At 41.3% G+C, this 14,020-nt stretch carries 11 protein-coding genes; 5 read left to right on the top strand and 6 right to left on the bottom strand.

Translation table 11 applies throughout. From position 1 onward, the window contains the following. Window positions 1-7: 7 nt before the first annotated feature. The 6 genes from OC25_RS19080 to OC25_RS19055 all read right to left on the bottom strand — a co-directional run bounded on the left by OC25_RS19080 (window position 8) and on the right by OC25_RS19055 (window position 9,431). A complete protein-coding gene (locus tag OC25_RS19080; RefSeq protein WP_039479560.1) occupies window positions 8-1,096 on the bottom strand; it encodes a DUF5007 domain-containing protein in 1,089 nt (362 codons plus the stop codon). A 36-nt stretch (window positions 1,097-1,132) separates the two neighbouring features. Beyond that, window positions 1,133-2,323: a fasciclin domain-containing protein gene (locus OC25_RS19075; RefSeq protein WP_156131535.1), complete on the bottom strand. Its 1,191-nt coding sequence runs from the start codon at window positions 2,321-2,323 to the stop codon at window positions 1,133-1,135. A gap of 11 nt (window positions 2,324-2,334) precedes the next feature. Beyond that, window positions 2,335-3,852, bottom strand: coding sequence for a RagB/SusD family nutrient uptake outer membrane protein (locus tag OC25_RS19070; RefSeq protein WP_245222082.1), 1,518 nt, complete (start codon window positions 3,850-3,852; stop codon window positions 2,335-2,337). Between the two features lie 31 nt (window positions 3,853-3,883). Next, on the bottom strand, window positions 3,884-6,817 hold the full coding sequence (locus tag OC25_RS19065; RefSeq protein WP_052266323.1) for a SusC/RagA family TonB-linked outer membrane protein: 2,934 nt from the start codon (window positions 6,815-6,817) through the stop codon (window positions 3,884-3,886). Between the two features lie 601 nt (window positions 6,818-7,418). After that, window positions 7,419-8,954: a SulP family inorganic anion transporter gene (locus tag OC25_RS19060; protein WP_039479391.1), complete on the bottom strand. Its 1,536-nt coding sequence runs from the start codon at window positions 8,952-8,954 to the stop codon at window positions 7,419-7,421. Between the two features lie 63 nt (window positions 8,955-9,017). Then, a complete protein-coding gene (locus tag OC25_RS19055; protein ID WP_082018655.1) occupies window positions 9,018-9,431 on the bottom strand; it encodes a winged helix-turn-helix transcriptional regulator in 414 nt (137 codons plus the stop codon). 131 nt (window positions 9,432-9,562) lie between these two features. Between OC25_RS19055 and OC25_RS19050 the strand changes: the two genes are divergently transcribed. The 5 genes from OC25_RS19050 (at window position 9,563) to OC25_RS19030 (ending at window position 13,997) form a co-directional block, all read left to right on the top strand. Then, window positions 9,563-10,318, top strand: coding sequence for an SDR family oxidoreductase (locus tag OC25_RS19050; RefSeq protein WP_039479552.1), 756 nt, complete (start codon window positions 9,563-9,565; stop codon window positions 10,316-10,318). Window positions 10,319-10,495: 177 nt separating this feature from the next. Beyond that, entirely contained in the window at window positions 10,496-11,020 is a 525-nt protein-coding gene (locus OC25_RS19045) for a DUF2975 domain-containing protein (RefSeq protein WP_039479390.1), read from the top strand. A 2-nt stretch (window positions 11,021-11,022) separates the two neighbouring features. Next, the gene (locus OC25_RS19040) at window positions 11,023-11,229 is read left to right on the top strand and encodes a helix-turn-helix domain-containing protein (RefSeq protein ID WP_039479388.1); all 207 of its coding nucleotides are present in this window, start codon (window positions 11,023-11,025) and stop codon (window positions 11,227-11,229) included. A 124-nt stretch (window positions 11,230-11,353) separates the two neighbouring features. Beyond that, a complete protein-coding gene (locus OC25_RS19035; protein WP_039479386.1) occupies window positions 11,354-13,084 on the top strand; it encodes a DUF4091 domain-containing protein in 1,731 nt (576 codons plus the stop codon). 412 nt (window positions 13,085-13,496) lie between these two features. Next, window positions 13,497-13,997, top strand: a complete 501-nt coding sequence (locus OC25_RS19030) for a GNAT family N-acetyltransferase (protein WP_039479383.1) — start codon at window positions 13,497-13,499, stop codon at window positions 13,995-13,997. The last annotated feature ends 23 nt before the right edge of the window (window positions 13,998-14,020 follow it).

The raw sequence follows: 14,020 nt of genomic DNA, 5'->3' as shown, positions 1-14,020 counted from the left end.
ATGTTGCCTACTCGCCGGCAAATTTTGGGTTATCTGTTTTAAAGTGAAATACAATTTCCCAGTCGCCTGCCCTGTAAATGGCAAAATCGACACCGAAGTTGGCAATGGTACGCCCACCACCAAATGCAGCTCTCGAGTAGCTTAGTTCGGCCTTTGCCCTCGAACCACCAGTGGCATACGAGGTTGGTATCTCTACCAGCGGAATGGGATAAGCTACATCGTACTGCACGTACTTATCGGTTTTCTGCATGTTAAAACCATGGATCATTTTATCCCAAACGGTTTCGTTAAAAAAGGCTGGGTTAATTTCTACCGAATCTTTATTTAAAGCTTTAATTCGCAGGGAGTGGCCATTGCCACCTGTAAACGGACGGATGTAAACCACCACATCTTTCTGATCGTTGTTGCTTACCAGGTTTTTATTGCTGTTGGCACCAATCACATTGTTTAAATAAGGGCGGATATAATCCCTTAGTTTTTTATCGAGTGGAAATTTAGGGTCAGGGGCAGGCAAGCCTGTGTAAGCATTAAAATCATTAGAAGGCTCGTAAGGACGCTCTCTGAAAGGCCTGATCTGAAAATCTTTAATTAACCGCTCGCCACCTGTGTTTTTAACTTTCACATCAAAAAAACGGGTATCCTGCGAAAAGTTAGTACTATCTGAAGGCCTCGGTGTAATGAGCTGGTTGGTAGCCGATGCCCATAGAATGAACTGCCCTGAGGAACGAATTTCTAAGAGTGAATGCTCTTCAAGTTTCCTTTTGGCTTCAATTTCGGCCAGGCTTTTTTCTAAACCGGTATAAGGAGCAGTCCAAACGTAAGTTGGTACCTTTTGAAAAATATCGCTCACAGGCCTTCCATCCCCAAACCTTGCATTAACAATTTCGAAAGTGATGGGAGCCGTCGAGTTGTCGCCGTTAAAGCCACCTATTAAATTATTACGGCCAATAATCGGCTCGAGAATTTTATTGCTAAAATTTACATTGTTACTTAAGTAATCTTTTTCGTCAGGCAAATTGTACAGTTTTTTACATCCGCTAAAAACAACCAGCGCAAACGCTACAAAAAGATGTTCCTTTTTTATGATCGACTTCATAAGTTTTTCTAATTTATTTTTTCCGTACTCCATCAGCTATTTCGTTTTATTAATTGTCCATTCTGCCAGCTGGAATACGCCACCGCTTCTTAATTCGGTAATATTTATCCTGTAATACTGATAGGCAACGGTATTGGTACACCTGAATACTTTCTGCTGGTACCTTTCTTCGAAGAAAAAGTTCGAAACACGGTGCAACTCAGTCCAGTTTACACCATCCTGTGAGCCTTCGTAAGTCCAGGCTTTCGGATCTCTTTCTACCGCATCGTTAGCTGATGTTAAGGTATAAACCGACGATACTTCTGGTGTTTTAAGCTTAAACTGCATGGTTAAAAAGCCATTTAAATCGCATAAAAACTTAGTATGGTCATCGCCATCAATTACTTTTTTAGAGTTCTCGCCACTGGTTGGTCCACCGCCATTTTCGCGGTTGGTAGAAAAAGTTCCACCTACGGTAACCATTAAGTTTGGCGGTGGTGGTACAAAGGTTAAACGGGTAACAAAGCCATCGAAACCGAAAAGGTGATCGGGGCTGATAACATGCACAATGCCGTTTTTGGTACGGATATTATTGGAAGCAGTTGTACTGGTAGACCAGTTTCTGATAAACTTGCTTTTTTTGGTATTGCTGAATTCGATTACTTCAGGGCCTGCGCCTACCTGCCCTGATGCCGATCCTTTTACCGATTTGGCATGCATGGGGTAAGCCACTTTTACACTGGTTAAATTTAAACCATCCTGCAGTTTTAAAGAATCGGTTGGTTTTACCCCTCTGATGATGTAGTAGGAAATCATCGTATCCAACTGTACACCGTCAATATTGGATAAGAATAAAGGATCTTTATCCGATTGTTTTCTTAAGGTGTTTAAGTTGCGTAAAGCCAGCTGAAAGCTTGGGTTGGTAACTGCAAACAAAGTTACATTACTATCGGTAAGTGTCTTTTTCAGCCCCATCCGATCAACCGCCACAATAAGCGAATCGTAAACACCGGGTTTGCTTTTTAAATATTCGTATATATTTCCTGAAAACGGCGCAGTTTCATCGGCAGCATCGTAATAACCGCCGTTCTTTTTACAAGCCGAATACACCAGGGTGAGCAATAACAGCATGGTTAGGGCTCCTGCATATTTTACAAATTTTTTCATCTGATTATATTTTAATGGTGATGAAGCCATCATGAGCTTAATCATTTCGCCGCGCGATTTAGAAGCTGATGATGGTTTCATTTCTTTATTGTTTAGCGCCAGTAAGTGTTTTGTGTTAATAAATTATTCTGCAACAAAAGCCTACGTGATATTGGCCAGTAAATGCCGCCTGAGTTGATCAGGTTCATGAATTTGGCATCATTCTGCCTGATTTTATTGTAGCGGATCAAATCGTACCAGCGCTGTCCTTCTCCCATCAGCTCGCGATGCCTTTCTTCAAAAATCATTTTCAGGATATCAACCTTGGTTAAATCTATTGTCACCTCTGTTCCTGATGTTACCCTTCTGTTCATTACCTGCAGCAATTCGTTTTTAGCTCCTTCCTGATCGCCAAGTACTGATAAGGCTTCGGCACGCAAAAGCACAACATCTTCTAAGCGGGTAAAAATTAAAGCACTGGTAAAGTACCTGAAGTTGGGATCGGTACCGCCGCCCTGAATTACTTTTATTTTACTGAAAATGGGGTACTTACCGTTTAAATTGGTGAAATACCGGTCGAACTTCGATTGACCTAAAGTATCAATGGCAAAACGTTCATCTTTTGGCAGGTTGAAATACTTTAAAATTGAATCCTTTGGTAAATAAATATCCGGAATGGCTTTGGTAATAATGGGTTCGGCCAGTGTTAATTCTTCAATGTGGCCGGTTGATGAACCATCGATGTGGCCGTAATCAGAGTTAAAGCCAAACATCTGCCTGAAGTTTTTATTGTAGAAAAAACCGTTCGAATTGCTTAAATCAGTTACTGAAGTAAAACCGCCGCCACTTTTACCATAGTTATCTTCTACAAATTTGGCATACTTGGCCACATTCGAGTAGTCGGCTGTCCAGGCGGCAACATGCGCTAAAACAGCATAGGCTGTAACTTTTGTAGCCAGTGCACCACCCCAACGGGTCCTGTCTTCATTGTAATAATTGCTGGGTTGCTGAATATCGCCTCCACTGTAAATGTATGGCAGATCGGCAGCAGCCTTTAACATTTCGCTTTCTACCCATGCCAGAATTTTAGCCTGACTTTCGCGTGGTTTGTTTTCAAATACACCTTCGTTCGAAGAAATAATAAAAGGTACATCGCCCCAGATGCGCACCATATAGAAATAGGCAAAAGCCCTTAAAAATCTGGCTTGAGCCACATCTACCGTCATGTTGTTATCCGAATAACGTTTATCGGTAGCTTTTACATGGGCTACGTTTTCCATAAAAACATTAGCACCGTTTACAATGGCATAAAACCTGGTCCAATCAGAAAGCGATTCTACCACAGGATATGATGCATTTAAATTGTTGCTGATAATGGCCTTCAGATCTTGCCTTTTCGGACTGGTAAACTCTGCGGTTCTTACATCGCCATAAATCCAGTGGCCATTGTTATCTGATAGTGCCGCACGGGTAAGCGCGTAAACGCCCATAATACCTGCCCTTGCATCTTCAACCGTGTTCCACATGTTTTTCTCGCCCACAACCCGGGTCGAATCGGTTTCGAGGGCTTTATTACAACCCGATAAAACCACTACAGCCAGCAGAAATGTGTATAATATATTCTTCATCATTGTTGATGTTTTGTTCGTATTGCTTTCCATATTATAATTCCATTTTAACACCCAGGGTATACGTTCTTGGTATAGGCTGACCATAGCCGGTATCAATACCATCGTAACTTACCAGCTCGGGGTCTTGCCCGGTATAAGGGGTAATTACAAATACATTGTTAACCGATCCGTACACAAAAAGCTTGTTGATTTTGATGTTCTTCTTTTTCAATACGGCACCTAAATCGTATCCCAGCGATACAGATCTCAGTTTCAGGAATGAAGCATTTTCTAAAAACAAATCCTGATCGGTGCGGTAAGGGATTACAGTACTCCATGGATTGTACAGCGGGTATTTGCTGTAATCGCCTCTTTTTTCCCAGAAAGTAATTTCTTTTACCGACGATACATCGGTATTGCCTTCACGGTTTACAAAATCAAAACGGTTGGCCATATCCTGGTTAATCAGTTTGCGGCCCAGGTTGAAATACAGGTTTGTACCTAAGCTCCAGTTACCGTAGGTAAACGAGTTATCGAAACCACCCGATAAAACCGGTAGCGAATGACCTTTTAATACTTTATCTCTTTCGTCGATAATGTTATCGCCATTCTGATCTTTCCAGCGCGGATCGCCTGCTTTTAATGGCGTACCATTATATTTTAAAGGCTGACCATTTACTACAGGTACCTGGTTGTTGGCGGTGTAAATGCCTTCGTTTTCCAATAACCAATACTGATCTACCGGCTGACCAACTTTTAAGAATCTGTTGCCAATGATAATTTCATTTAAACCTCTTGGCAATGCGGTTAATTTATTGCTGTTGTGGTTCAGGTTGAGGGCCGAATTCCACGAGAATTTGCTGTTTGCAATTACCAAAGCGCTGATGGTTAAATCAACCCCGGTATTGCTCATGTTCAGGCCACTTTCTATCGATTGTTTGTAACCGTACTCGGCGTATGACGGGATGCCCAGCAACTGGTTTCTCTCTGCTTTGGTATAAAAATCGGCCGATACATGCAGGCGGTTTTTAAGCATCGCTACATCTACCCCAATATTTAACTGATCAGAGTACGACCATGGCACGTTATACCCTACCCAACCAAAAGAGTAAGGCCTGGTTAGTACACCAATAGCATTGTAGCCCGGTACTGTTAAGTTTCCTGTATACCCAACCGATGCGGTATATTGTGGCCCCTGCGCATAGTTATCGTAGGTAAAAGTTCTGCCCATTCTGCCTGCGCTGGCACGTAGTACCAGATCATCAACCCCTTTGTTATCTTTTAACAAATCATTTTTAATGTTCCAGGCTGCAGAAAGTACCGGCGAGTAAAACCAGCGTTTGGTGGGTTGCGCGTTCGATGAACCATCTAAGCGTAAAGTACCCGAAACGAAATATTTATCGTTATAGGTGTAATTTACCTTGCCATAGAATGATAGCAGGTTATCGGCTGTTTTATCTAAAAACCGGTATGTAAGTTCTCTCGGGAAGGCAACCGGCGTTAAATAACCACCGTTATCTGATCCATCGTCATTTTTTGGTTTAGAATCAAGCAGGTTAATTTTAATATAATCGTTGGCACCTTTATAAGCATAAGCATTGTTATACTTGTAAATATCCCAGATCATCGATTGGCCCAACTCAAAATGAAAATCGTGTACGTTCTTCAGGTTCAAATCGTACGTGGCCTTATTATCCATCATTAAACGCTGGTTAAAGCCGTAATAGTTAGAAGCGTAGCTATTTCCCTGTAACAGCGTACGGGCATAAAAAATATCGCGGTAGCCTTCGTTATAATCGACATTAAACGATGAGCTTATTTTAAATTTACCCAGCGTACCTACCAGTTTGGCAAAACCCTGGATACTATTGGTTTTATTATCGTCAAAACCTTTGCTGTACTCGTTCAGGTAACTGGCATAATAATCTTTATTGGGTGCCAGTGGCGCACTTAAATCAGGGAAATAATTAATCTGTGCAAAGCGATCTCTTAAAGTCCTGTTGCGCGTACGGTTTAAACGGTTACCATTAATCATTGCAGAGAACAATAACCATTTAACTGGTTTCATGTTGATGTTAAACATGGCACTGTAACGGTCTAAACCAGTTCCATCTGCTACACCATCGCTTTTGGTATTACCCAGCGAGAACCTGAAACTTGCCCTGTCCGAGCCTCCCGTCAGGCCTAAATTAATGCCGTAAACCAGTGCATTTTTATAATATAAATCGGTCCAGTCTGATTTACCGCTATAGACATTATTTAACGAGTCGCTCAGATAAACCGGGTAAGCTTCATCGTCAGAATACCGGCCATTTGTGGTATAAATATCGTAAAAGCGCTGTCTGAATGTATTTTCGTACTTACCATTAATGGTATTCACGGTTGGCTTTTGCGCCATACCGATGTACGAGTTAAAGCTGATGCTGCGCGCAATGCCATCAGGTGTTTTAGATTTAAGGAGGATTACACCATTTACACCTCTTGGCCCGTAAATAGCCGTACTGGCTAAATCGCTTAATACTTCTACCGATGCGATATTGTTAATATCGATGGTACTGAGCAAATTGGTGGCTGGCCCAATCCTGTTGAAATCGTACTGCTGGATATCAAAAGCGAATGGATGTTCGCCAATAAGTGGAATTCCATCCAGCACAACCAAAGGCTGCGAAGCATATACATCCTTTTTAGATAAGAGCGGCATAGGAGCTCCCCTTAAAAACATGTTTTGTATGGTACCCGGTTCGCCCGATGGTTCCTGAACATACAAGCCAGCATAATTACCCTTTAAATTTTGCTGTAAGGTAATGGCCGGAAAAAGCGATAAATCTTTTGTGCTTTTCTGTACGCCACCTGATAACTTGTTATAAAGTGTTTTTTGCTTAATCTGTTTTAAGCTGTCTTTTCTCAATGAATCTTTTAAGGAAACGAATTTAATTTTTGTCGTATCCTGAAACAGAAAGTGTTTAATTGCTAAGCCTTTATGCATTTTATCAGCGCCAGCAAAAACTGGTAAAACGTTTAACGTAAACGCTGCAAAAAAGCCAAGGCACGCCCATAAGTATCGCATAGTTAATGGATCTTTAATTGGTAAAAAAAATGATTTGCTAAAACTTAATTTCTAGGAAACGGCAAGAAAGGTCTCAGGTTACAAAGACTGGTAGTTGGGTAGTAAAGGTTAGTAATTCTCATATAATTAGTATTTGGTTAAATCAAATATATATAATACTAAAACGTTTTAATATTGAATTGTCATTTTTATGAAATTTTTATAAAACAAGCCTATAATATTTAATTATTTTAAAATAATTGTCGAATAGACAGATAAAAAATTAAATATTAATAAAAAATGTTAATATTTTAACATCCTATAAAACAGCGTTTAACGAAAAAACAGGGCTTCGGGTACAATAAAACAGACGCTTTTTAGTTGCAAAATCCGGAACTAGTTAAACGTTTTAGCAAAAAGTGATATTTATATACTATTTCACATTAGTGTTAAGCTTCTGTAAAAGATTTGATAAAACATCGCGATTATGTTACCCGATGGGAAAGATAAAACCCATAAATGAGAATCGGGTTGGATTGAATTATCTTTCGGTAGCTACCCGGTAAGTCGGATCTTCGATAATATTAACCTGAATAATTTTATCGGCATTTTTTAACATCCTTTTACAGTCGTCGCTCAGGTGCCTTAACTGTAATTTTTTATCGGCAGCCTGGTATTTTTCGGTTAGCTTGTTTAAAGCATCGATACCTGACATATCGAAAATCCTGCTGTGCTTAAAATCAATCGTTATATTTTCAGGATCGTGAGCCACATCAAATAAGGCATTGAAATTGGCTACCGAACCAAAAAACAAGGGTCCAAACAATTCGTAATGCTTTACGCCCTTTTCATCTACATACTGGTTTGCCTTGATGCGCTTAGAACTTTCCCAGGCAAATACCAGTGCCGAAATAATTACCCCTACCAATACCGCCAGCGCCAGGTTATGCAGCCAAATGGTAATTGCTGCTACCAAAATACCGATTACAATATCCTGCTTGGGCATTTTGTTAATTACTTTAAAGCTCATCCACTCAAATGTTCCAATGGCAACCATCATCATTACCCCTACCAGCGCAGCCATAGGCACGCGGTCTATAACCGGGGCCCCGATTAAAATAATCAGCAAAATGGTTAGCGCCGCCACAATACCCGATAAGCGGGCCCTCGCCCCTGCCGAAAGATTAACCAGGGTTTGTGCTATCATCGGGCAGCCGCCCATGCCCGTAAAAAAACCATTTAAAATATTGGCTACACCTTGCGCTATGCTTTCGCGGTTCCTGTTGCCCTTGCTTTCGGTAATTTCATCAACCAGGTTTAGGGTAAGTAAGCCCTCGGTTAAGCCTACACCCGCCATAATAAGCGAATAAGGGAAAATAATTTGAAGCATTTCGAGGTTTAAGGGCACACTTGGGATATGAAAAGGCGGAAAACCACCCGCTACAGAAGCAATATCGCTAACCAGTTTGGTTGGAATACCAAAACCCAATACAATAATAAAAACAGTAATAATGGCCACTAACGATGCCGGTACTGCTTTGGTTACTTTAGGCAAAAAGATAACAATGACTACGGTTAACAGCACCAAAGCCAGCATAGTATATAAAGGTGTGCCGCTTAACCATACTTCGGTGCCATTAACCACGGTTTTAAACTGCTGCAATTGCGACATGAAAATAATTACAGCCAAACCGTTTACAAAACCGAACATTACCGGTTGTGGCACCAGCCTTACAAATTTACCCAGCCTGAACAGGCCAACTAAAATCTGAATTACACCGGCCAGGGCCACCGCAGCAAAAACATATTCAATGCCTTGCATTTTCATTAAAGCAATGAGCACAATTACAGTTGCCCCTGCCCCACCAGAAACCAAACCGGGCCGGCCGCCCAATATGGCAGTAACCAGGCCCATAATAAAGGCTGCATATAAACCTGTTAGGGGCGGAAAGCCCGCCAGTATGGCAAACGACAATGATTCGGGAATCATGGTCATGGCTACGGTTAAACCCGCAAGAATTTCGGTACGATAGTTAATTTTTTTTGAAAAGTCGAAAAGTTGCAGGTAGGGTTTCATAAAGGAATAAAGGATAAGCAGCTGCAAATATCCGATTTTCCTCCAAATTAAGGCGCAATGTGCTTATGGGTTGTGGATAAGTTGACCCGGCTGCTCTTCCTCTTTAAGCACATAACAGCTTTTATCGTGATCTGCATTGCCCGATATGGGGTTAATGCGGTGCTGAAAATTACTGCCCCATATTTCTAGAGCCTTAAAAACATCGCTCAGTTTTTCGCCCGATTCGGTAAAGGCATATTCAACCCGGGGTGGTACCACCGGATAAATGGTACGCGCAATTACCTGGTCTTCTTCCAGTTCGCGCAGCTGTTGGGTAAGCATTTTTTCGGTAATGCCCGTAACACTTCGGTGAAGCTCTCCATACCGCTTTGGCCCGGTTAACAAACGGTTTAAAATGGTGAGTTTCCACTTCCCGCCAATTACATTCAGGGCAGCTTCCATGGAGCAGGTATAATAGGCTTGTCTTTTCTTTGTCATATAAATTTTGCTACAGGTATTTTAAAGAAAGCGGGGGCATTTCTTACAAAAAAGTACGTACCGAACCAAAAAGTACCTACTTGATGGACATGGCAATTTACCGTCTCTTTGAGCCATTAAAACATAAAGATATGAAAAAATTAGCAGGTAAAACCGCAATCATCACAGGAGGAAACAGCGGTATAGGTTTCGCAACAGCTAAAGACTTTTTAGCTCAGGGAGCCAAAGTAATCATCACCGGACGTAACGAGCAATCAGTAAATACAGCAGTGGCTGAACTTGGTGAAAATGCCTATGGTATCATTTCAGATAGCGGACAAATGGAGCAAGTAAGTAAACTGGCCGGGCAGGTAAAAGCCATTAGTCCAACAATTGATATTGTAGTGATCAATGCCGGTGTTGGCAAATTTGATGCCCTGGCCAACATGAGCGAAGTAACTTTTGATGAAATCATGAACATCAATTTCAAAGGTGCCTATTTCAGCTTGCAACAGGTATTGCCTTTAATTAATGACGGTGGTTCTATTGTATTAAACACCTCTATAAATGCACACATAGGTATGGCAGGGGCCACAGTTTATGCCGCCAGTAAAGCAGCCTTATTAACATTGGCTAAAAATTTATCGGCAGAATTAACCCACCGCAGAATCAGGGTAAATGCAGTAAGCCCTGGCCCCGTAGTTACGCCATTACACAGCACCGATAAACTTGGCCTATCAGCAGAAGATTTAAAAAATATGGGCGATAACCTTACCCAAAAAATTCCGGTGGGCAGATTTGGAAAGGCCGACGAAATTGCCAAAACCATTACTTTCCTCGCTTCAGATGATTCTACCTTTATTTTAGGCGCAGAACTGATTGCCGATGGCGGGATGTATAACCTATAAAAGAAAAGATTGAATTTTGAATACCTGAGTGATAAAATAACCAAACTCATCATAAAAGCCATGTAAGCCTGATCGCGCTTATATGGCTTTTATGTTTAATAATACTTTGTAATATTTATTGTTTATCAATAAAATATTATTGATATTTGATAGCGTCAATCAGAAATATCAATTAAAATGAAAACAGCAACCGAAAAGATCCTCAACATTATGCTGGTTTTAACCTGGATTGCCTTCATTGGCCTCATGGTAGAAGCCGGTATCATTCTGGTTTCTTATGTGATCACCTGCATTAAACCCGAAATCACTAAAAACCTTTATCTGGGTGCAGATTTATATAAAATGATGCAACTGGGCTTCTGGAACTACAGCATTAAAGTGTATTTTATGTTTTCTTTACTTGGCATGAAAGCTTTTATTGCTTTTCTGGTGATAAAAACCCTCTCAAAGGTTAACTTAGCCAATCCATTTACGGCAAATGTATCGCAACGCATTGCTTTAATTGGTTATGTGCTGCTCGCCACCTGGTTTGTTTCGCTGTTAAACCATATCCATGCCAATTGGTTATTGAAACAAAGGGGCGAACCTGAGGTTGATTACGCTGCCGTAGAATTTTTATTTATTGCCGGACTGGTGTTTATTATTTCGCAGATTTTTAAACGCGGAGTAGAACTACAGGCCGAAAACGAACTGACTGTATAATTATGCCGATTACCGTAAACTTAGATGTGATGATGGCCAAACGAAAAATGTCGTTGAACGAACTTTCGGGCAAGGTTGATTTAACATTGGCCAACCTATCTATCCTTAAAACCGGAAAAGCAAAGGCTATCCGGTTCAGCACCTTAGAAGCTATTTGCAAAGCATTGGATTGCCAACCCGGCGATTTACTGGAATATACCAGTGAATAATTATCTTTAATTGGTTCCCACGCCTTCCACCTTCCAATCTGCATCATCTTTGTTACATTCACTCAAACGATTGCGTTAAAAAAGCTTTTTATTCTATGATTTACAATTTGTTAACTTGTAGATTATGAAGTTTTCTCTATTTATTTTAACCCTGTTAACCGCTGCAACGGTTAATGCTCAGGATGCCAGCCTGGCCATCCAAAAAGTGCCCAAATTAAGTACCGAAGCAACTGCTGCCCAATGGGCAAATGTGCCTGCCGGATTAAACCTAAGCTTTGCAAGCAGTAACCAACGCTTTGCCCGCGAAGTTCCGCCAACGGTAAACAACAGCAAAAGCTGGACTTTTAATGGCTGGAAAGGCGAAAGCCTGAATACGCAATTCCTGATCTGGACAAAAGGAACTGCAACGGTAAGTTTAAATGTAACCGACTTAAAAAGCGCTGAAGGCAATACCATCAAAAAAGAAAACCTATCGGCCGGTTTTATTCAATATGTCATAACCGATGAGTTTAAAAATGGTTGCGGTTACCGCAAATCGAAAGATTTTGATTCATCGTATGTTGCCGACCTCATCGACACCAAAACCAAAGCGATTACCTTAACACCGAACAGTACTCAACCTGTTTGGCTTACGGTAAAAGTTCCGCAAGGAACAAAAGCAGGCACTTATAAAGGCAGTGTAAGTATTAATGGCGATAAAGCCAGCAGCCTCGAAATTTCGTTACGCGTAGTAGACAGAACTTTACCCGCACCCAGCCAATGGGCTTACGATTTAGACCTGTGGCAACACCCGGCGGCTATTGCCCGGGTACACCAGGTAAAATTATGGAGCGATGCACATTTTGCCTTAATGAAAGATTATTATCAAATGCTGGCCAATGCCGGACAAAAAACCATTACAACCAGCATTGTAAACGAACCCTGGGGTCACCAAACTTACGATGACTATCCAAGCCTGATTAAATGGACTAAGAAAAAAGACGGCAGCTGGACATACGATTATAGCCTATTTGATAAATACGTCGCCTTTGTTATGAGCTGCGGCATTAACCAGCGCATTAACTGTTACAGTATGGTGCCCTGGAAAATTGCATTCAGTTATTTCGACGAGAGCAGCAACAAAGAAGCTGTTTTTACCGAAGCGATTGGCACACCCGGCTACAATGTTTTTTGGGGTACCATGCTTAAAGATTTTACCCGCCACTTAAAACAAAAAAACTGGTTCGGCAAAACCTACATTGCTATGGACGAAAGACCAATGCCAGCCATGAAAAGCGTAATCAGTTTGTTAAAATCGATTGATAGCGAATGGAAAATCGCATTGGCTGGCGAGTATCATCAGGAAATTGAGAAAGATATTTTCAACTACTGTATTGCTTCCAAATGGGAATATCCTGCAGAAGTATTGAAAGACCGTCACGCAGCCGGCAAAATAAGTACCTGGTACACCTGCTGCACCGAACCTTATCCTAATGCCTTCAGTTTTTCATCGCCGGCAGAATCGGTTTGGATGGGCTGGTATACTGCTAACAAAAACATGGATGGTTATCTGCGCTGGGCTTATAACAGCTGGACCAAAAGCCCCTTAACCGATACCCGCTTTACCGCATGGCCTGCAGGCGACACCTACCTGGTTTACCCTGGGCCGTTTAGTTCAGTACGTTTCGAAAAAATGATTGAAGGTGCTCAGGATTTCGAAAAAATAAAACTGCTGAGAAAAGAATATACTGCCAAAAACCAAAGCGAGAAACTACAGCAACTGGAAAATGCTTTAAAACAGTTCGAAATCGGCAACCTACCTAAAACCACGGCAGCTGAAACCTTATCGAAAACCAAAGAAATTTTGAATAATTAACCGGGATAAAGCATTACTTTCTTTGCCACAGATAAGCACAGATTTCTTAAGAGATCTGTGCTTATTTTTTTTTCACACTCTTTATTTTGGCCACGGATGTACACAGATAAACACGGATATTCTTTTCCTATCTGTGTTCATACCTGCATGAACGGCTGGGCGCACTTTTTTCTTTTTGCTAAAGCATAAACCAATTATTTTTTTGCCACAGATAACCACAGATAATTTATTTGAATCTGTGGTCATTCTTTTATGAGCGGTTTATTTTTTGCCTCAGGATACCAATTCATTATTTTTTGCCACGGATACACAGACCTGCCCTGCTGTTCAGGCGTGGAATTTAATGCCCTATCTGTGTGCATCCTTTTTATCTGTGGTTAATTTATTTTGAGCATTCCCTTATCTTTGCGGCATGAGAATCAGATTGGCCAAAACGGCAGATATAACAGGTATTATGCACCTGGTAGGCAAAGTAGTACCCTTGATGCAGGCTGCAGGAAATTTTCAGTGGGGAAACGATTATCCAAATCCTGAAGTCTTTACACAAGACATCTCCTTAGCACAATTATGGGTTGCCGAAATCGATCAGCAAATTGTGGGGGTATCGGCCATAACCACCGATCAGGACCCCGAGTACACAGATGCGGGTTGGGATATTACCGAAAAGGCCATTGTAACCCACCGTTTGGCTGTAGACCCCGATTTACAAGGAAAAGGCATTGCCCGTGCTTTGATGCAGCAGGCCGAAACAGTTGCACAATCGCGAAATATTAGCATTTTAAGGGTGGATACCAATAGCGAAAACAAAGCAACACAAGCACTTTTCCCGAAATTAGGTTACACGTTTAGCGGAGAAATTACCCTGGCCAAACGTCCTGGGCTACGCTTTTTCTGTTACCAGAAATTATTGTAGGAGCACAAATACTTTTAACCAAA

The sequence above is a fragment of the Pedobacter kyungheensis genome (assembly GCF_000812965.1).
GTDB lineage: Bacteria > Bacteroidota > Bacteroidia > Sphingobacteriales > Sphingobacteriaceae > Pedobacter > Pedobacter kyungheensis.
Note: the sequence above shows the minus strand (reverse complement) of the source record. Positions and strands in the feature narration are given on the sequence as shown.